27 protein-coding genes are annotated in these 17,858 nt (G+C 56.2%); 6 read left to right on the forward strand and 21 right to left on the reverse strand.

What is annotated here, in order from left to right:
* Nucleotides 1-35: 35 nt before the first annotated feature.
* From L1O02_RS11615 to L1O02_RS11645, 7 genes are all read right to left on the reverse strand, one after another.
* Nucleotides 36-749, reverse strand: coding sequence for an SOS response-associated peptidase family protein (locus tag L1O02_RS11615; protein ID WP_235759897.1), 714 nt, complete (start codon nucleotides 747-749; stop codon nucleotides 36-38).
* 513 nt (nucleotides 750-1,262) lie between these two features.
* A complete protein-coding gene (locus L1O02_RS11620; RefSeq protein WP_235759898.1) occupies nucleotides 1,263-2,312 on the reverse strand; it encodes a tyrosine-type recombinase/integrase in 1,050 nt (349 codons plus the stop codon).
* Nucleotide 2,313: 1 nt separating this feature from the next.
* Nucleotides 2,314-2,556, reverse strand: coding sequence for a DUF4224 domain-containing protein (locus L1O02_RS11625; RefSeq protein WP_235759899.1), 243 nt, complete (start codon nucleotides 2,554-2,556; stop codon nucleotides 2,314-2,316).
* 300 nt (nucleotides 2,557-2,856) lie between these two features.
* A complete protein-coding gene (gene dcm / locus L1O02_RS11630; protein WP_235759900.1) occupies nucleotides 2,857-4,302 on the reverse strand; it encodes a DNA (cytosine-5-)-methyltransferase in 1,446 nt (481 codons plus the stop codon).
* A 145-nt stretch (nucleotides 4,303-4,447) separates the two neighbouring features.
* Nucleotides 4,448-4,630: a hypothetical protein gene (locus L1O02_RS11635; RefSeq protein WP_235759901.1), complete on the reverse strand. Its 183-nt coding sequence runs from the start codon at nucleotides 4,628-4,630 to the stop codon at nucleotides 4,448-4,450.
* Nucleotides 4,631-4,682: 52 nt separating this feature from the next.
* Nucleotides 4,683-4,868: a hypothetical protein gene (locus L1O02_RS11640; protein WP_235759902.1), complete on the reverse strand. Its 186-nt coding sequence runs from the start codon at nucleotides 4,866-4,868 to the stop codon at nucleotides 4,683-4,685.
* Nucleotides 4,869-4,956: 88 nt separating this feature from the next.
* Entirely contained in the window at nucleotides 4,957-5,568 is a 612-nt protein-coding gene (locus tag L1O02_RS11645) for a hypothetical protein (RefSeq protein WP_235759903.1), read from the reverse strand.
* A 163-nt stretch (nucleotides 5,569-5,731) separates the two neighbouring features.
* On the opposite strand from L1O02_RS11645, the gene L1O02_RS11650 reads away from it, so the two are divergent.
* Nucleotides 5,732-6,394 carry a hypothetical protein gene (locus L1O02_RS11650; RefSeq protein WP_235759904.1) on the forward strand — a complete coding sequence of 221 codons (663 nt, stop codon included), beginning with the start codon at nucleotides 5,732-5,734 and terminating at the stop codon, nucleotides 6,392-6,394.
* Between the two features lie 6 nt (nucleotides 6,395-6,400).
* Here L1O02_RS11650 and L1O02_RS11655 read toward each other — a convergent pair whose 3' ends face one another.
* The 3 genes from L1O02_RS11655 to L1O02_RS11665 form a co-directional block, all read right to left on the reverse strand.
* Nucleotides 6,401-6,781 (reverse strand): hypothetical protein, encoded by a 381-nt coding sequence (locus L1O02_RS11655; RefSeq protein ID WP_235759905.1) that lies wholly within the window; start codon nucleotides 6,779-6,781, stop codon nucleotides 6,401-6,403.
* Nucleotides 6,782-6,790: 9 nt separating this feature from the next.
* Entirely contained in the window at nucleotides 6,791-7,573 is a 783-nt protein-coding gene (locus L1O02_RS11660; protein ID WP_235759906.1) for a DUF2786 domain-containing protein, read from the reverse strand.
* Nucleotides 7,574-7,661: 88 nt separating this feature from the next.
* On the reverse strand, nucleotides 7,662-8,420 hold the full coding sequence (locus tag L1O02_RS11665) for a hypothetical protein (protein ID WP_235759907.1): 759 nt from the start codon (nucleotides 8,418-8,420) through the stop codon (nucleotides 7,662-7,664).
* Between the two features lie 109 nt (nucleotides 8,421-8,529).
* Here L1O02_RS11665 and L1O02_RS11670 point away from each other — a divergent pair, with 109 nt between their 5' ends.
* Nucleotides 8,530-8,724 (forward strand): hypothetical protein, encoded by a 195-nt coding sequence (locus L1O02_RS11670; RefSeq protein WP_235759908.1) that lies wholly within the window; start codon nucleotides 8,530-8,532, stop codon nucleotides 8,722-8,724.
* Here L1O02_RS11670 and L1O02_RS11675 read toward each other — a convergent pair.
* Nucleotides 8,721-9,086 carry a hypothetical protein gene (locus tag L1O02_RS11675; protein WP_235760241.1) on the reverse strand — a complete coding sequence of 122 codons (366 nt, stop codon included), beginning with the start codon at nucleotides 9,084-9,086 and terminating at the stop codon, nucleotides 8,721-8,723. The genes L1O02_RS11670 and L1O02_RS11675 overlap by 4 nt on opposite strands.
* A 264-nt stretch (nucleotides 9,087-9,350) precedes the next feature.
* Here L1O02_RS11675 and L1O02_RS11680 point away from each other — a divergent pair, with 264 nt between their 5' ends.
* Nucleotides 9,351-10,043 carry a hypothetical protein gene (locus tag L1O02_RS11680; RefSeq protein WP_235759909.1) on the forward strand — a complete coding sequence of 231 codons (693 nt, stop codon included), beginning with the start codon at nucleotides 9,351-9,353 and terminating at the stop codon, nucleotides 10,041-10,043.
* Between the two features lie 203 nt (nucleotides 10,044-10,246).
* The gene (locus tag L1O02_RS11685) at nucleotides 10,247-10,471 is read left to right on the forward strand and encodes a hypothetical protein (RefSeq protein ID WP_235759910.1); all 225 of its coding nucleotides are present in this window, start codon (nucleotides 10,247-10,249) and stop codon (nucleotides 10,469-10,471) included.
* Nucleotides 10,472-10,476: 5 nt separating this feature from the next.
* Here L1O02_RS11685 and L1O02_RS11690 read toward each other — a convergent pair whose 3' ends face one another.
* From L1O02_RS11690 to L1O02_RS11730, 10 genes are all read right to left on the reverse strand, one after another.
* The gene (locus L1O02_RS11690) at nucleotides 10,477-10,803 is read right to left on the reverse strand and encodes a hypothetical protein (RefSeq protein WP_235759911.1); all 327 of its coding nucleotides are present in this window, start codon (nucleotides 10,801-10,803) and stop codon (nucleotides 10,477-10,479) included.
* 81 nt (nucleotides 10,804-10,884) lie between these two features.
* On the reverse strand, nucleotides 10,885-11,403 hold the full coding sequence (locus tag L1O02_RS11695; RefSeq protein WP_235759912.1) for a hypothetical protein: 519 nt from the start codon (nucleotides 11,401-11,403) through the stop codon (nucleotides 10,885-10,887).
* Between the two features lie 7 nt (nucleotides 11,404-11,410).
* On the reverse strand, nucleotides 11,411-11,974 hold the full coding sequence (locus tag L1O02_RS11700; RefSeq protein WP_235759913.1) for a siphovirus Gp157 family protein: 564 nt from the start codon (nucleotides 11,972-11,974) through the stop codon (nucleotides 11,411-11,413).
* Nucleotides 11,971-12,717, reverse strand: coding sequence for a hypothetical protein (locus L1O02_RS11705; RefSeq protein ID WP_235759914.1), 747 nt, complete (start codon nucleotides 12,715-12,717; stop codon nucleotides 11,971-11,973). Before L1O02_RS11705 ends, L1O02_RS11700 begins: the two co-directional genes overlap by 4 nt.
* A gap of 139 nt (nucleotides 12,718-12,856) precedes the next feature.
* A complete protein-coding gene (locus L1O02_RS11710) occupies nucleotides 12,857-13,030 on the reverse strand; it encodes a hypothetical protein (RefSeq protein WP_235759915.1) in 174 nt (57 codons plus the stop codon).
* Nucleotides 13,027-13,227 carry a hypothetical protein gene (locus L1O02_RS11715; protein ID WP_235759916.1) on the reverse strand — a complete coding sequence of 67 codons (201 nt, stop codon included), beginning with the start codon at nucleotides 13,225-13,227 and terminating at the stop codon, nucleotides 13,027-13,029. The genes L1O02_RS11710 and L1O02_RS11715 overlap by 4 nt, the downstream gene beginning before the upstream one ends.
* Nucleotides 13,224-13,415, reverse strand: a complete 192-nt coding sequence (locus L1O02_RS11720) for a hypothetical protein (RefSeq protein WP_041118603.1) — start codon at nucleotides 13,413-13,415, stop codon at nucleotides 13,224-13,226. The genes L1O02_RS11715 and L1O02_RS11720 overlap by 4 nt, the downstream gene beginning before the upstream one ends.
* Nucleotides 13,412-13,843: a hypothetical protein gene (locus L1O02_RS11725; protein WP_235759917.1), complete on the reverse strand. Its 432-nt coding sequence runs from the start codon at nucleotides 13,841-13,843 to the stop codon at nucleotides 13,412-13,414. The genes L1O02_RS11720 and L1O02_RS11725 overlap by 4 nt, the downstream gene beginning before the upstream one ends.
* Nucleotides 13,844-14,015: 172 nt before the next feature.
* Nucleotides 14,016-14,150: a hypothetical protein gene (locus L1O02_RS31105; protein WP_281063684.1), complete on the reverse strand. Its 135-nt coding sequence runs from the start codon at nucleotides 14,148-14,150 to the stop codon at nucleotides 14,016-14,018.
* A 114-nt stretch (nucleotides 14,151-14,264) separates the two neighbouring features.
* Nucleotides 14,265-15,116 carry a ParB N-terminal domain-containing protein gene (locus L1O02_RS11730; protein ID WP_235759918.1) on the reverse strand — a complete coding sequence of 284 codons (852 nt, stop codon included), beginning with the start codon at nucleotides 15,114-15,116 and terminating at the stop codon, nucleotides 14,265-14,267.
* Between the two features lie 1,029 nt (nucleotides 15,117-16,145).
* Between L1O02_RS11730 and L1O02_RS11735 the strand changes: the two genes are divergently transcribed.
* Both L1O02_RS11735 and L1O02_RS11740 read left to right on the forward strand, forming a co-directional pair.
* On the forward strand, nucleotides 16,146-17,087 hold the full coding sequence (locus tag L1O02_RS11735; protein ID WP_235759919.1) for a DNA-processing protein DprA: 942 nt from the start codon (nucleotides 16,146-16,148) through the stop codon (nucleotides 17,085-17,087).
* Nucleotides 17,065-17,706, forward strand: coding sequence for a hypothetical protein (locus tag L1O02_RS11740; RefSeq protein WP_235759920.1), 642 nt, complete (start codon nucleotides 17,065-17,067; stop codon nucleotides 17,704-17,706). Before L1O02_RS11735 ends, L1O02_RS11740 begins: the two co-directional genes overlap by 23 nt.
* Nucleotides 17,707-17,858 lie beyond the last annotated feature (152 nt).

The following is a 17,858-nucleotide window of genomic DNA, read 5'->3' on the forward strand; positions in this document are numbered from 1 at the left end:
GCCGGGCCGGGCTCGATAGGGAGGCCTGTCAATCATCAGCCGTTGTTCACCACATCGCCCCCGGCGGGTTTGGTCGTAGGCTCTATCAGTTCCGCCCCGTGGTTCCTGACGTTGCCGATGGCGGTGCTGACTCTGAACCATTCGAAGGCGTCGGCGGGCTCACCCTGGTGCAAGGCCATCTGTTCGGCGCGCTCCTTCGGCGTGGCTGGATCGAGCCATTCCCGGGCCAGGTCCGGCGCCAGGACCACCGGCCGGCGGTCGTGAATATCGACCATGCCACCTTGGGTGTCGGCAGTGATGATCACAAAGCCGTCGTGCTCTGCGCGGCCTCGCTCTGGATCCGGAAGTTGTCCGATCGAGGCACAGAGGATGGGGGAGCCGTCGCGGTGCCGGATCAGGTAGGGCTGCTTCTTCGCGCCGCCTTCATCCACCCACTCGAACCAGTTGTCGATCGGGCATAGGGCCCGGTGCGGCCAGATCTGGCGGAAGAACGGACCGTGGGCCACTTTTTCGACCCGGGCATTGAACGGGGTTGCGCGATCATCCGCCCAGTGCGGCCGCCAGCCCCAGCGCACGGCGTCGGCATGCAACGCTTCGCCGGCAACATGGAAGAGGGCAAGCTGCATTGTCGGCGCTGCGTTGTAGCGCCCCAGGGGCTGGTCGCCAACGCTGTTGACCAGTGCCCCTGGCATGCTCAGGGCAGCGACGAAGTCGTGGATACCGCGATACTGAGAAAGTCTTCCGCACATTGCTGTGCCCTCACGCTAGGAGCGTAAGCATAGCGCCGCCTGTGGGCTTCTATTCATCAGCGCGCTCAGTGGTGAAGAGATTTGGCATGGCGCAGCTTGGCTTGAACATCAATGGCGTTGAGGAGGTTGACGGGACCCTCTATGCGCCAGCGTGGTGGTACCGCGTCGAGTAGCGATGTGGTGTGTTTTTTTGTTCGGCAGGACGCCGGAGGAGGGTTGGTTAGGGAACACGTCCACAATAGTGATGGAACGCTTTGAGTGGAATGGCACCAAACCTGGACGCCAGACACAAAAAAGCCCTGAAAAATCAGGGCTTTCTCGTTGAGATTTGGCGGAGGCGTAGAGATTCGAACTCTAGGACCTGTTACAGTCGGCGGTTTTCAAGACCGCTATGCAAAGGCCCGTAGATCAAGAGGTCTAGAGTTTTTTCATTGCAAAACTTTGATTTTTTGAATGCTCTACAGGCCGCATTCTACAAGGGGTGTCTTTCGCGTTTTGTAACGGCTTTTCCTCCTATTTGGACGGTTGGGCAATAGCCCCGACTCGCCGGTATACGCGCTCCGTGATGTCGCCTTTGGTGTGCCCTAGGAGCAGGCTTGCCTCGTCGATATCGGTGATTTCTGACGCTGCTTTTGGCCTGATATCTCGGAACTGAAAGTTTGCGATCCTGCTCGCCATAAGCGTGTCGCCCGCTTCAATTGCCTCCGTCTTCGCCTTGTCCCTCGCCTTATCCCATCTGTCGCGCAGCATCTTGGCGGTCATGCGCTTACCTCGTGAGCTCACAATCAGGTAGCTACAAGGATGCTGAGCATTGCGCTTGTTCATCTGCGAAATTAGAAGTCCCAGGCTGTTGAGGACTCCGTTGGCTGATACCTGGATACGAAGCTTCTTGTGCGTCTTGTTCTGCTGCACTCCCAGGTAATCCCCCTCTACATCGTCCCTGCGCATAACCAGGACATCTGCAGGCCGCTGGCCAGTCAGATACGCCAAATCCATAGAATCCTTCAGTTCCTGGCACGCCTTCCGGTAAACCGCATCCCAAACCACATCATTTGCGTAATAGTCGCGAGGAGTTTCCTTATTCTTGCGTACGCCCTGGCAAGGGTTTTCTTTCGTGGTAAGGCCCCACTCGCGCGCCATGTTGAACACATGGGAGAGCGTTGCGATCTCTCTGTTCGCTCGTACTTTCGCCGTTCGTGCATCCCGATACCCGGCAATGGTTGCCGGGGTTATGGAGTCGATCGGGGCGCTATCGAACAGAGGGCGCAGCTGCTTGATCTCGGCGAGGTTGTCGCGCTGCGTGCGAGGGGCCTTCTTCGGGACGATGTCGCGGATGTACCGATCAAATATTCCCTTCATAGTGCGCAGATCCAGAGGCTTGTCCTTGGCTTCAAGCTCGGCCCATTTGAGCCGAGCCAGGTCGAGGTCCTTGCCGAGTGAGATGCGCTTTCCCGCTGAGTCCAGGTAGAAGTAAGCAGTCCATGCTGTGCCGTCTTTTCGTGGCCGGACCCACTGGTACATCCTGGGGGGCAGGTGTCGATTCTCGGTCTTGCGGGGGCGCATATCAGTTCACTCGCGAAAAGTCAGGCGTCCATGCCGGCGCTGCCGGCGGCGGGTTGGGGTCAAGGATTGCCGGAACCACGGCGCCAAGCTTTATGCGGGCGTACTGGCGACCCACTAGCGGCCGGCCGCCGCGGCTCTCGACATAAAGCCACTTTCGGTCGTCCAGCCAGCGTCTCTGGTGGAATCGACCCTTGTAGCCGGTGATGTCGGCTAGCTCTTCTTCCGAAAGGATCTCGGTTTCCATGGGGTTCTCCACGCCGCGCGTGGCGGCAGAAGGTGGTTACTTGTTTGGCCAGCCAATTGGCATGCCATCAGGGCGAATCAGGTGTGCTGGCAGGTCTTCACGCATGCACATAGGGACGGTGCCCGGTACTCCGCAGGTAGGGCATCCGGACGGGGAGCCGTGGCATACAGAATGGAGAACGGGAAACCCGCTGATGCAGCGAGCCTCCTTGGCGTCGTACTCACTACACGGAATTCTTTCGGACATAGGGATACCTCGCCCGCCATCGCCGGCAGGCTTTCCGATTGTTGAGCGGGGTGTTTAGAGTTGTTGCAGGATTCGCTGACCGATCCAGCGGACGACGGTCACGGCCTTGGAGTTGCCGATCGCCTTGTATCGTGGCCCGTCGGGGCATTTCTCGGCAGGTTTGCCGCGCCAGGGGATCAGCGTGTAGTCGTCGGGCATGCCCTGGAGACGTTCGCACTCACGGGGAGTTAGGCGTCGAACCTGAGCGGGGGTCAGCAGTGCCGGTGGTGGACTACATGCGTCAAGGGATGTTGTGTACTCCTCGTACCATTTTCCTGCGCCGAGTGCTGCGGTGTGGTGCAGTTTTGTCGAGTAGGCCAGTACAGCGTTCTCCTGGCCGCTATTGCGGCCCAAGGTTTGAGCCTGGTTGATGCTGACGCAAGGATCTTGTGTGCCGTGCACAACCAGGTGGCTATGACCGTGATTCGCGTCCTGGCCTGAGCAGCCCTGTAAGCGTCCATAGCTGGCGTCTAGAGTTGCGGCAACACACGGCACATCGTCGTAGCTGTAACCGCCATTCTTGCGGGCGCCGCCGGCCAACGTCGGTGCGATAAAGAAGGTTTCACTTTCGATATCGAGCCGGCTGTCCTTGGCGGTGAGCGTTGCAGCGCGCTCGATTGAGCCGCTCAGGCTGTGGCCGCCAAACGCTGGTATCCCGCCGAACATCCCGACCGCCGGCCCTTCGTCCCCCTCGCAGTTGGGGCAGCCAAACACACCTAGGGATTCGGCGAAGACGTATCCGCATCCACACTGGAGTGCAGGGCCGAAAGGAGCTGTTCCGGTAACGTCTTGCCCCTCGCCTCGGCGCGGCGCAGTATCCCGGCGCACGCCTTCGCGCTCAAAAAGTACCTCGGTGGGATCGAACCCGTCTCGAGCACTTGCGACAACGAACACACGACGGCGTCGTTGGGCCAGGCCGAAATATTGGGCGTCCAGGACCCGCCACGCGATTGTTCTTTTGGGTCCATACACACAACCAGCGTCCTGCCATTTCTTCCCTGGAGGCTGCAGCTCGCAGTCTTCCCCAGCAAGCGCGCCAAGAAAGCATCCGAAGGCGTTCCCTCTATCACTGAGGACGCCGGGGACGTTCTCCCAGACGATAACGCTGGCGGCCTTTCGCTGGCCGGCGCGAACATAGTCAACTGCATCTGCAAGCTCCACGTATTTGATGGTGAGGGCGCCGCGCGGGTCTGTGAGGCCTTCGCGCATGCCGGCCACGCTGAAGGCTTGGCATGGTGTTCCGCCGACCAGTATGTCTGGGGCCGTGATCTTGCCGGCCAGCACTTGGGCGCCGAGTTTTGTCATGTCGCCAAGGTTTGGCGTAGTTGGATAGTGATAAGCCAGCACCGCGCTGGGGAACGGCTCAATCTCGGCAAGCCAGGTAGCGCGCATGCCCAGCGGATGCCAGGCCATGGTCGCGGCTTCGATGCCTGAGCAAACCGAGCCATAGGTAATGGGCATAGGTGATCCTCGCCGGTGGCGTGAGGGTTGGTTTCGGGTTTGTCTGATGGGCCGCGGCGTTGCGCCTGGCTATTGTTTGCAGCGTTCGCCCGGTTCGTTGTCAGGCTGCTGCAGCGGCCGGCTTATGCCGGGCCGGGCGGACTCTTCAGTTCTTGTAGCCGCTGCTGATGCGGTCGGCGATCCCTTCCAGGCTTTCAGCCATTCCCCACATTTCGTTGTTGTCGCGGCGCGAAACCACTGCCGAGCGGTGAACGTTCCGGCCTGCCAAGATCCAGGCCGCCAGCCTGATCAGCCACGACTCTGCCTTGCGGCGAAAGAAGCTGCTCATGGCCTTGGCCCCGTGTAGATGTTCCAGGCGAGGTAGAGCAGGGCGGGGAGGATCATGGCCGTACCTCCATGTTGATCTGATCAATCCACTCGATATCGCGCAGGTCGTCATCGTCAATCTGATTTTCCTGGTGATCGATGCTGTTCTGAAGCTCGACAAGTTCTTCCTCGTCGAGCCCTTCAATCACCTTGCGAAACGTGACGACCGCTTTCCCGGTCAGGACGACTGTTCTTTTCATTGGGCAATACCTGTCCTTGGCCGCTATAGCGGCTGACTTGAAGGGGGAGGGGTGGGGTTCTTGCGGGTGGAGTACAAATGTACTCCTGTCAGGGTTTGTTGCCCTGGAGCTTCATCAGTGCATCGGTAACGTTGCCATAGCCCATGCCCCGGGCCAGCTGCCAGACCTCGTCGTACAGCTCGGCCTTGTACTTGTCACTCGTTGAGCTGACTGGTTCGGGCTGCTCGGCTGGGTGGGTGTAGAGCGCGCGCAACTCGTATTCCTCCGGCATGGACTGGAAGTCCTCCAGTGACCCGCTGCCGACTTCTTCCCAGCAGCAAGAGCCATGCGTTCGGACCATGTACACCGGCTCGGCCTGGGGCTTAGCGCCCAGCTCTGCGCTGGCGGATATGGCGGCCTTCATGCGCTGATTCCAGCCGGGAGTGGTGTGCTTTCCGTCCAGCACGTCACGCAGCAGCACATCCCGCTCTGCCAGCTTTGCCTGAAGCCGCTTTATCTTGGTCTGTAGGCTCATGGCGATTTGTGATGGCCGCTTGTCCAGTTCGGCTTGTAGCCTCTGAGCCTCCTCGAACCAGTCGCGCCTCGACAGCTCGCGCTCGTTGTTCTCTGTTGCTGCGTCGTCCAGGGCCTGGTCCCGGGCGTTGAGATCTGACTGAAGGGCAGCTACTCGCTGCTCCAGGTGTTGGGTTTCTGTGGGCATAGGGATACCTCGCGACGCACTCATTAGTCCGGCATAATCACCAGCCAGATATGGAGCGCTAGCGTTGATTAGAGATAGGATTATTTGGGGTGGTTGTGTCGGGCTTTTCTTAGCCGGCGGTCTTTTCTTTCGCGGGCTTTTTGGCGGCACCGATGGAGAGGAAATGAAGCTGGTTGACTGGTTCGCAGCGCTATCTGCGATCGCAACCGCGGTTGCGGCATTTGCAGCATGGAAAGCTGCTAGTGCCGCGCAGAAGCAGTCCTTTGACACTGGGCTTTCGACAAGGAGACAGACTTATAAAACTCACTCTGATTCATTTAATGAGTGGCTTGACGGAATTGAAGCGGAGTTCAAGGTGAAGTTTTTTAGGCGATACGAGTTGTATGATTCGATATTTCCTAACAATCGCAATCCAGACCTCGAATTCAGTGAGGTTGGAAGCGTTGAAGTAGAAGCCTGGCGGAACTCTTTCGAAAGCCTAGTCAGCATGGCTTGCAGGCCAGCGAGGCTGCACATCCGAGAAGTGGAGGGCTGGGCTGCTGACCATATGTTTCTTGCTGGGCATATGAGGTATAGCTACTTGGATTCGAGTGCAGTGCAATTGTTTTTTGACGATAGCATTCCTTCCGGCTTGTCGCTGGAGAACTATCAGTCTTCTCTGGGAGTGATGGGGGCGGTATTGACAGGGTTATCAAAGTTTTCGTTTCGCGGAGACTATGTTGGATCGCGCGGTTTTTCGAAAGAGTTCAATGAGTCGTTTATCGGTTTAATTAATCAAGTGGCCAATGAGTCTTGGCACCAACATAGCTACCGCCCTGGAAAATAGCTGGCGTCAGGCAATTGGTGTCAGTATGTAATTAACCCACCCCACCTTCGGCATCTTGGTTTTTTGATTAATCACTGTCTTGCCCTCGGCGTCGGTGATCTCACACTTTACCCTTATGTGCAGGTCGTGGCACTTGCCGGCGCGCTTGGCCAGCTCTATGAACTGCTGCGCGTAATGAGGTGCGTCGAACAGCTGGCTGAGCTGCTTTACCTTCTCGCCGTCGAAAATGGCCGCAGCCTGTTTTTCCACGGCTTCGTTCCACTCTGCGAGTTTCAGCTCCAGGGGGGGGGCGCCAGCCTTTCCGCTTGGCCTGGTGGTCTTGGTGATCTTCCTGGCCTCAGCCAGCGCTACACCGGCTGTCATGCCGAAGACTGCGAATGTGCTCATGATCGGTCCTCATCCTGTCTTTCCAAGCTGCAGAACAGCCTCACCGCCAGAAGCAAGGCCGGCGTTCAGCTCCACACGCTGGCCCGCCAGCAACCCCTCGATCTGTGCGTTCAGGTCGAGCTCCACTTCGCGCACCTTTCGTGCCTTGCCGATCTCCTTGCTCGCCAGGTACTGATCAACCAGGGCCTTGCTCTGGGCCTCAACCGCTACCAGGTCCCTCCCATTGGAATGCTGAGGCAGAGCCAGATCCTCCTCGCCGCGAGGAACCAGTTCGTGAATCTTGCCGTGCACGGCGGAAACCCATGCCAGCGCAAAGTGATCACCTGCGGTTTCAGGCGAATAGGCGCTGCGCTGCTTGCCTGACCGCACCCGCGATACATACTCGCGCCGGGCCTGGGTAAGCTTGGCCAGAAGCGTTTCGTAGGCATACATCGCGATTTGCGGGCCTGGGTTTATCCCGACGTACATTTCGCACTCAACTACACGACTGGCAGCGGTGCACCAGTGCCGGCGAGAGAAGGACCTGACGCTGAAGGCTTCGCCAATAACCGACCCGAGATTTCGGTCCCAGGTTGGCCGCCGCTTGGCCCTGGACATCTCCGATTCGACTTCCCCTACATCACTGAGGCGCACATCCATTTCGCTCAGGCGGTACTCGCGCATCAGTGACTGCGCCTGGCGCATGGCCGTGGCCGCCTCGTTCTCGTTCGAGCTCTGGGAGAGCGCCAGGCAGCGCTTAATCTTGCGGATGACCCGTTCGAGCTTGCTTTCGTCTTGCTGTTGTTCGGTCATGTTGTCATTCCTACAGGCAGCCGATGGCCGCGGCCTGGCTGGCGTGATCGAGGGGGTGGGGTGGGCGCTGGCGGGCAGCGCAGGATGGTCAGGTGGCTTTCGCTGCGTCTTGCTGGGCGAGGATCGCCTTGGCTGCGTGATTGATCAGGTACAGCCGGTTGATCAGGCTGTCGCGCGGCTTGTCGATGTTGATCTCCCAGTAGTCGCAGCCCAGGCCCAGCTCTTCGTGGTGCTCGCTCATCAGCAGGCTGGCCTGCTCGATGTACTCGACGTGTTCGGCCTCGTAAAGACGATCATTTAGCTCATCCCAGAAGTCATACCCACCCTCACCAAACTCAAGCGGCTTCAGCTTCGCTTCGATCAGCTCCCGTAGCTCGCTCCAGCGGCTGGCTTCGTTACGGCCGCCATCGTTGCGTACCCAATCGGGTAGCTTGCCGCGCTCATACTCGTCGACGTGTTCACATATCCTGTTGCACGTGCCAGTCACCAGGGCGGAGCGGAAGGCGTCCTCGTCGAATTCGCGCTCCTTGCAGTTCTGCTCCAGCTTCGAGTGGATGTAATAGCCGATGTCGTTACCAGCTAGGAACTCGATACCATAGGATAGGCCAACACTGAAGGTCAGCCCGTCGATGTCGCCGATAGTGGCGATGCCGAAGCGCGTCATGAGGATGTCGAAGGCGTAGCAGTTGGTTCCAGGGGCTTTGCAGCGCCATGCCTTCAGTTGATCGGTGTCGGCCAGGACTGTGTACTGGTGATCCTTCAGGCACTCCGCGGCGCGCTCACGGCGCTTGGCTTCTTCAGCTTTGCGCTTAGCGATCCATTCCTGATGGCGTTGTTCGTCGTTCATGGCTTTCTCCATGCATGCGCCGCCCTCCGTGGGCGGATTTGGTGGCGTGAAGTTGGTTTGTGGTCTATCTCTTGATGGCCCGGCATGGAGCCGGATAAAGGAGAGAGTCATGAGTAATCAGGCACAAATAGACGCACTGGAACACCTGCTGATTGCTGTTCTGAGCAGTACGCCCGGGGCACCAAAAAAATACCTGGTCGAAACGGCACAGGGATCTCTGCTGGGAAGTGATGGCCCTGGAGGCCCTGAGCAGAAGTCGGCAGCAGTCGACTATCTCAACTACATAGCATCCCGCATCCGTTAATCGGGCCTTTTGATTTCGTCATCAGGCTCAGGCGGATCGTCAGCGAGCGACTTCATTCCGGCCACTCTGATGAGTCGCGACACCTTTTCGCTTACAACAATAGGTGTCGTGACACAGCGCAGCATCGTTGCCTGCGTCTCAAAGTCTGCGCCGATGAGGTTGATCAGCAGTCGCTGGTGGATGTCCTGCTGATTGTTGATACCGTGAGCCCTCATGACCTTCTTGAGGTCACGCTTGAACACCCCGGCCACCTCAATCGTGAATTTCTCGATGCCAAAGGCGACATTCCTGGCCGCTTCCTTCTCGCGCTTTCTGCGCTGCTTGATGGCTTCCGCCGTTGGCTGTTGTTCTTCCTCGGCCATGGCCGCTTTCTCCAACTTCATGTGCTGGTAAATCCAGCCAAGTCTGCCGGTGCCGGCCGGCTGTCCTGGTGCTGATCCGTCTCAAGTTGTGCCCTCGATGGATATGTTGTTCTCGGCAGCGATCATCAGGACGCGCTGAAGACGAGCTAAACAGTACGTACTTCAAGTGGATGAGGCTCATTGCCGCGATCTCAATACTGCTATGGGGGGGCTTTCACAGATGATGGCAATTTGGTTATCCTTTGAAAAAATATGGAACTGAATATGGATTTTTTTAATAAGTTTGAGATTGATGCCGAAGGCATTAAATACGAGAAGCCACTTCCAGTGACGGCCGGAGTAGGGGGAGCTCTAGAAACTCCTTATTATCTTCATGTTGCGACTGATACTGATCTTGCAGTTCTTGTCCCCAGTGCAGCAGGAGTCTTAGTTGCACTCCTTGTGGGGGTGGTGACTATGTTATTTCAGTTTCGTCAGATACGTGCGAATATTACAAGTTTTAGGCACCAATGGATGGTTGAACTCAGAAGCTCTGCAGCGGAGTATTTGCAGATTCTTTATTCGACTGCACTATGCCTAACTGAGAAAGAAGGATACGCGCTAACCGATGCATATATTGAGAAACAAGAAAAAATTGCAATATTGACATTTAAAATCGAGCTTCTATTGAGTCGTGATGATGATGCAACGAAATCAATCTTCAAACTTGATAAGGAGTTATGCTCTAAACTTTATTCTTTAACATATAAAGCTTCTTGGAGTGAGTTTTTTCAAGATTTTTATAAACTCCGAGATTTGTTTCGCGTTGAATTGGAAGATGCTTGGCTAGATGTTCAGGTCGATTTGTCTACCAAGAAGAGAAATGCTGGTAAAGGAGATATTTTTCGGCGACTCTCACCTTTAATCGTCCGCTCGCCAACTCCTAAGGATCTAAGCACTGAACCCAAACAAGATTAGACGTATTGAATACGTCGTTAGCATAGGAGGGGGCGGGCCGCTCTCATATGACTTCTTGTTCATCTTGTGAATGATGCTGTGGAGTACTGGCATTGGGATTACCTCGGGCAGGCGCCGCCTTCCGCGACCGGATTTGCAGCGAGGAAGGGTGCTGATTGAGGAGAGCTATGCTTCAGGCTCAAACTTCACGAAAGGATCTCGCGATGGTCATTCGTAACGCGGCAAATCACGCAAAAATCGGCGCCAAAATTGGCTGGGAAGCTGAGGATGTCGGGCGGTTCATTGCCCATATAGAGCCAAAGGCTGACGGCTCTGGATATTTCCTATTGCCTCACCAGGACCTGCCGGGTGTCATGCCATACAAACCGCTTCGACTTGGCAGTGAGTGGGTGATACAGACCGGACCAATTGATCTTGAATGCGACTGATCTGGCTATGCTGGCTCGATTATTTCGTCGCCAGGTTCGCGCTTGAGTTCAGCCAAGCTCTCTTTCCGAAACATCCGCGCCACGTTTTCACTTATTGTCACTTTGTGGCGCGGACTTTCGATTGCTTGATAGGAAAGGGTCGGGCCCAGGGCGTGAGCGTTGAGGATCAGATTCTGGATCGCTTCGCTGATCTCTTCGATATCATTCCAGGCCATCAACTCCTCGAGCTTCTGCCGGGTGCCCAGTCGGCACCGATGTCGCAGCTCCTTCTCGTCGTACTCGATCCGTTTCGCGGCGGTTTTCGCAGATCGCTCTTTTCCAGTCTTGGTCATGGCCTACCTCTTCGATACCGCTGGCCGGTATCGTCGACCAGGTTTGACGTTTGCGCTGTTGCGAGCGGTTGTTGAAGCGCCTCAAGCTCGCTTCTCCCAGCGCTTGGGGAAGTTGAATTCGTAGTCGAGCACTAGACGGTTCAGCAGGGTGTCAGAGATCCCGACCTTCCTGCAGGCAGCGATGCGTGACACTCCAGCGTCCCGCAGGGCAGCTAGGCGCTCGATGAGCTTCAAATCCCGCTCCCTATCAACGACCTTGCTCTTGAACGTGAACCCGCCTTCATGGGCCGCCCGGCGCATGGCTGATTCCGACTTTCCAGTGGCTACCATGGCCTGATCGATGGTCATGGTCTTGGCGAGCTCGCGGATGGTGTCTACGTACGCCTTGCGCTCGACGAAGTGGTCTTCGTAGGTGCGCTTGGGCTGCGGGCGGGTGACGCGTTTACCATGCTGGCCACCCAGGTCCTTGCGTGGCCGGCGAGGCTGGAACCTGAAAGATTCCAGCACCTGGACCTTGTTGCCGGACATGAAGAAGGCAGCCTTAGCTGCCTCCAGTTCTGCCTGGCGCTCGGAGCAGACCAGGATGAAGTTGTTGCTCATGGTTACCTCACTTGATGCGAATCGAGCTCTCGCCGCGCTCCAGGTGGGCCCAGCTTGGTTCTTCCAGAAGTTCGGCTTCCGCGTCTTCACCTGCCTCCATTCGCTTGCGCACCGCCTCGTTGTGATCGCGGATTTCCTTGAGGCGGACGGCGATGGTTTTCTTGTCCGGGGTGATCACGCTCTTTAGCGACACGAACTCGTCAGGCACGGCCTTCTCGTCATCGACGATCACCTTTTCAGGCGACAAGGCGAGGGTGATGGTGAACAGCGGTCGTTTGATCGACTTGATGTCCGCGGCTTCCATATTCCGACGCAGGAAGTCGCTGAGCTGGCCCACGGTGTTCTTCTTGATGCGCTTGAGCTCGTTGAGGCGATCGACTTCCTTGTCGATGGCATCGATGTCGCCTTCGATGTTCCGGCGCAGCATGACGATGCTGTCGGCCTTCACTTCGAACTCGCCCTTGATGCCGTCCATGGTGTCTTGGATGGCCTGGCGCAGCCCTTCGTCATCGGTATCTGCCAGGGCGGCGAGTTCGGCCATCTGGCCAGTCAGTGCGTAGAGTTCGGTCATGCTGCACCTTCCATAGCGTCTTCAAGGTCCGCTTTGCGGGCGTCCTTGGCGCGGGTGAACTTGATTTTGTGGGCTTCGCGTTCTGAATCGTTCTGACGAAGGTCCAGTTTGCGCATGGCCGATTTGTAGAGCTGCTGCAGCTCGTTGAGCGACTGCGCGGTGCCGATCAGATGGAGCGTCTCAGCCAGCCATTCGCGGTACTCGGCGGCCAGACGCTCCTTCGCTTCGATCTTGTCCTCGGCGCGCTCGATCTCGGCTTCACCCAGGCGCTCGTTGACGTAGTGAATGTCGTCGTAGAGACCCAGACGAACGTCGGCAGAGAAGCCAAGCTGACTTAGGCATTTGCCGATCGCATCGGTGAGGGACTTCTTCGGCGCGTCGAAGTCGGTACTGATGCCGAAGCGGTTCTGAGTGATGAAGGGCGTGTGCCCGTAGTGCGTGATCGTCTTGCGTTCACCGTCGTCACCCAGGTACCACAGGGCGACCTTGAGGGTGTGTACCTGGGCATGGGCCAGCACCACGCCTTCCTTGTTCAGCAGTGGGCCGCCAATGTCGAAGCGCTCCTCGATCACGTCATAACCCCAGCCGGTACCGCATGGGCCGAACTTTTCCGTGGCGCGCTTGGCCAGGTACTGGGCATTCACCGCGGTACCCGTGAAACCACCGGGGCCGGTGTATTCCTTGGTGAACTTGGGGTCGGTCTTTTCGACCTCTTCCCAAAGGGCGAGGTTAGGTACAGGCATGACTATCTCCCGCCGCGCAGGTGCGCAGCTTTGAAAGATGTAAGTTATTGGGTGAGGTGATCGGTGAGGGTGCCGATCAGCATTGCGGTGGTGCAGAGGGCGAGGCCAGGGAAAGAGCTACGCCAGTAGAGAAAAGCGATCACGACTCGACCAGCGAGAGCAGGCGCTCGCCCAGGGTTATCTTGGCGTTGGCCTGCTCCTTCTTGATGCCGGTGGCCTGGGCCACCTCGGAAAGGGACAAGCCTCCGCGACGGAGTTTTGCGCAGCGGATCGCCAGTTGCTGGCCGCGCTTGTGTGCGCCGGCGCCGCTCATTGCTGCTGCTCCAACTTAGCCACTCGAAAGCGCAGCACCTGTAGCACCCGGCCCCGATAACCTGGCTCCGCGTACTGTTCAACTGGCGGCCCGTAGAAGCCACGGCGCTCGGCCAGGCTGTACGCATCACGCAGGTTGTGGGCGGTGATGTCTTCCAGCTGCTCCTCGATGAGCGACTTGACTGGGGAAGTGGTCATTCTGCCTCCTTGCGCCGGTGACAGGCTTCCATCAGGCGCTTGCAGTAGTGGGTGAATTCGTCAGTGGTGATTGCCCCGTCAGTGAAGAGGCGGGTGATCAGGCCTTGCACCAGGACATCGATGTCGGACTGGCTGTTGGGATCGGCAACGCCTTCGAGGGCTTGGTCGATGAGGATGTGCGGGCTCAAAACCCGCACTCCTGCTCTTGGCGCGCCTGCTCCTGTTCAAAGGCCACCGCGGCCTCTGCGTGAGGCTTCAAAAGCTCAAGCGCGATGTCCTTCAAGGCTGACTTCTTACCAAGCAGGTACACCGCCAGATCCATCAGGAGCCCCGAGCTGCGAAAACCCATGGCACTGATCACCAGCTGGCCGAAGGCGTCTTGCTGGTCCTCACCGTCAATCTGACGCTGGTTCAGGTGGTCCTGCACCGCCCTTGCAAAGTCGGCCTGGGTGACCTCGCCGCGCTCTGAAGGCTGGTAGCCCCAGGAGATCCGGTAGCCCATCAGCAGGCGCTCGGCGTTTGCCTCAATCCATTCCGATTCGGCCAGATCGTCATCGCTTACCGGTGGCGGCATGCGGTTGTCGTATTCGAGCTGTGCCTTGAGTAGTGCTGACATGATTGCCTCCAGGGCGGAGATGACGATGAGATAGACACAGTCATGCGCTCCGCCGGATGCCCTAAGGCGCGGAGTACAAAAGTGTCGGAGTGGAGGAGTAGGGGAGTGGCGCCGGCGTCGGGTCAGTGCCCGGTGCCGGCAGATAGAATGGTTATGGCAACTGCAGCGATGGTTACTCTACGCTGCACACCCACCGATGGTTATGCCGGTAAGGGGCGCGGATGAAGGTCACATCCGTCAGCAAAACCATACCTTTGTTCTGCAGGGCTTCGGTCAATTCAACAAGTGTCTCTGCTTCGATAGTCATTGCTGTTACCTCGTCAGATTTACTGTGTTCATAGTTGTGGACTGACCCCATGCTTGGGGAATTCAATTTTTCTATTCGGTTGATTGCGCAAGTGCAATTGAATTGCGGCGCTCATTACTCAGCGTCTGAGATGGCTTGCTGTAGTTTTGCGAATAGATCTGTAGGCAGGTTCAATGTTGGCCCTGAGTGTTCCAGGCAGTCCGGTGGTATAGCTTTAATGAAGTCCTGTGCTGCTGCACGTATCGCTTCGAGCCGTTGACGGGAGGTGGTAGGGCCACGCATTGATCCCGCGGTCACCTTGGACTTACCGGTCGCCTGGGCCTTTTGCAGCTCGCCACCAAGCACTTTGCCTGCTTCCTCGCCATGCTGACGCACTACCTGCACCGCCGTTGTAGCGGACACTTGGCCCGATGCAACAAGCTGTTGAACGTCTGTGTTGGCATTGCCGAGTGTCATCACTTGCTCAACATGCTGACGTGTTTTGCCGACCTTCTTGGCGATCTGATCAGGCGTCCAGCCAAATGCGGTGAGCCGCTTGTAGCCATCGGCCAGCTCAAGAGGTGAGAGCTTCTTTCCTTCCTGGCTGGTGATGACCCTTGCTACCCGTTCGGCGTCGTTGCCCTCGAAAGGAACAATCGAGATCCACGCCTCCAGGCGCTCTGGGTCGCCCTTGCTCGGCACTCTTGGAAGGCGACCTGCCTGATCCAGTTTTAAGTAGGCGCGGCGACGGCGGTGGCCATCGACAACCCACATGCCACCTTCTGCCCGGGGCCTGACCTCCAGTGCCGGAATCTGACCCCCGGCGAAGATGAACTCGGCCAGTGCGTTGATGCTTTCTTCCAGCTCTTCACCTTCAGCACGAAGGTTGAAACCGGGCTCTTCGTGTAGATCTTCCAGGCGGGCCTTCATCGCATCAGCGCGCTTGAGATCCCCGTCTTTGATCATTTGCTTGAAAGACTTGGCCATGCAATTTATTTCCAAGTGGTTGTCATCCCAAGCAGCCCTCGCGAGAAGGCTGCTCAGTGATACTTTTCATATTGCTCGCGCCTCCTACCGGGTCATTCGCCAGTTCGGTCAACACCTCGTCCGCCGTCGCAGTTCTGCGCGTTGGTAGCCTTTCCGGGCTATCGGATCGCCGGTCGCCAGTAGTGGCAGCGCGATTTTGTTCACCTGACTTTCTCTCGCCCCACAGGTGTGGCCGGGGCTGACCTCCCAGCGAATCGCTGGGTAATCGTTAATGGCGCAGGTTGTTAAAGAGCGGCGCGGCTTTCGCTGCTAGGCCGGTGTTGCGTTGGCTTGCGAATAAAAGTAGCAGTGCTGCTATTTTAAGTAAATAGCACTGCTAATAATATTTTCTTCGGACGCAAAAAGCTCGCGCAAGGCAGGCCTGGTAGAACTGCTGGATCAGTCAATGATTGGTGGGTATTTGCCGCTCACTGATTCTCTGAAGACGAATTCACTGAAGAGGCGAGGGCCGTCACGCAAAAACACCTGTGCGTGCTTGGCCTCATCCTTTGTAGCGAATGGGCCGGCGCCAGTGCTAAACCGATCGCCGGAACCGCAGGAAGCCTGGCATCTCAACTCGCCGCTACCAAGACGAGGGGCGGGTGTATAAGTCTGCACAGTGGTGGGTTAGGAGGCATCATCACGCCAAGCCCCCTCACCTCAATGGCATATGAGTTGATCAGCCCAATGAGGTTTTCCAAGCAGCTTCATAAGCATTAGGGTGTGGCGCTGCAGCGTGAGGGGAGCCAGCCGAGCGAGTGCCATTCAAGGTGACGAATGCTATCTGGTATTACCTTGATAGCTCTCTCGAATAAGGTTTCGTGAACCATCAAGCACAAGCTGATCTCCAACCACTACGCGTCCGCCATCCCTAATGACTACGATGGCAGTGTCGCGTACATTAAGCACCTCAAGCATGCTGCTATCCTACTACGGAAGGAACTCAGCGGCTTATGGTCCAGATTTTTTGCATCTGGCAAAGGAGTGCCCATGCTGCATATAGCTATAGAAGCCCCCTACATGACCACCAGTATTGCCCACACAAAAATCTTCAACTCGAGGCCTATTTCGCCTCTTGAGGAAATGTGTGCTTACGAATCGCTTTGGCAGAATCAAGGTGCTTGGTTTGCCAATCTCGCGGACCTTTTTAGAAAGAATCCAGGCGCTATTCCATCAGATCTAGTCGATGCAGACCGTATCGCAGACACGCTCGAGAACCTCAAAAAGGTGGTGGGTGAGGAAGCCTTGTCCTTAACTGGCATCAGAGTTCATGGGGCTGGTGAGTACCCTGAGAAACTTCGTGATGCGGACCATCCTGTAGAATTGCTTTACTTTCAGGGAAACTGGGAGCTTGTAGAGACTAACTGTGTAGCAATTGTTGGCACACGAAATCCATCTGAAGAAGGTGCATTCAATGCTGGTCGTATAGCTCACAGTTTGGTAAAAAATGGCTTTACTGTAGTTTCTGGTCTTGCAAAGGGCATAGATACTGCAGCTCATAATGCTGCGTTAGCTGCAGGGGGGAATACAATTGCTGTAATTGGCACCCCGCTGAATGACTACTATCCAAAAGAGAATAAAGAGCTTCAGGACCATATTGCGCAAAAGCACTTACTGATATCTCAGGTTCCCTTCCTTAGATATAAAGATCAGAGCTACAAGACCAATCGACTTTTCTTTCCTGCAAGAAATGTCACGATGTCCGCACTAACTAGCGCAACAATCATAGTAGAGGCGGGGAATACCTCAGGAACTTTGGTGCAAGCTAGAGCGGCCTTGGCTCAAAAAAGAAAGCTCTTTATATTGGAAAGTTGTTTTAGGAACACAGAACTGAATTGGCCTGCGAGATTTGAAAAGCTCGGAGCTATTCGCGTACAAAATGTTTCTGACATAATCGGACTGCTCACGGATGACAAGGCCAATACAGCTTGACAATGATTGCTACCGTTATCTCGATGAAGGCGATTTTTGCTATCATTTTTTGGAATACACATCTGGTGGAGGTTTCGGAGTAAGCCAGGGTAATCAACAGATTCTAAATCTGAAAAAGAGACCCTCTTCATCCGAACGTGAACTCTATTACAAAGGAAAATCAGTTGCTTTTTGGGGCGACCTTCTGGCAAGTGCGCTAAACTTGACCGCTGCCTCTGTAAACTCAACCTTCGTTCCGATGCCATGCTCTAAGCCTGTAGGGCATGTAGATTATGATGATCGGATGTTAAAAGTTCTTAGACGCATGAGTCGCTTGACTCCACAGCTGGATGTCCGTGAGCTGCTGGTGCAAGATGCATCTAGGACTAGTCAGCATGAAGGTGAAAGGCTTTCACCTGAGCAAATCGCTTCCTATATGTCCATCAATCAAGATGCTCTTGCGGCACCTATCAAGGATTACCTGATAGTTGTAGATGATGTCATTACAATGGGAGCGTCTTTTAAGGCTGCAAAAATCTTGATTGAGCGAGCCAACATTAGTTCTCAAGTCGTAGGTCTATTTCTGGCGAAGACTGTCTGGCCAGCGAGCGAGCTTGATGATTGGTTGGGCGCTTTATAGATAGATCTGTGACTTCCCTTAGCCCAGTTATCTGCGCAATGATGGCTCCACGTGGCCATCATTGGGGCGAAGTTTAAAGGCATGAGGGGCATTCTTGTGAATTATAGACGCAGCACTAAGGGCATTAAGCAGACAAAATACGATTAGCCCCC

Source organism: Pseudomonas sp. BC42 (genome assembly GCF_021560055.1).
Taxonomy (GTDB): Bacteria; Pseudomonadota; Gammaproteobacteria; order Pseudomonadales; family Pseudomonadaceae; genus Aquipseudomonas.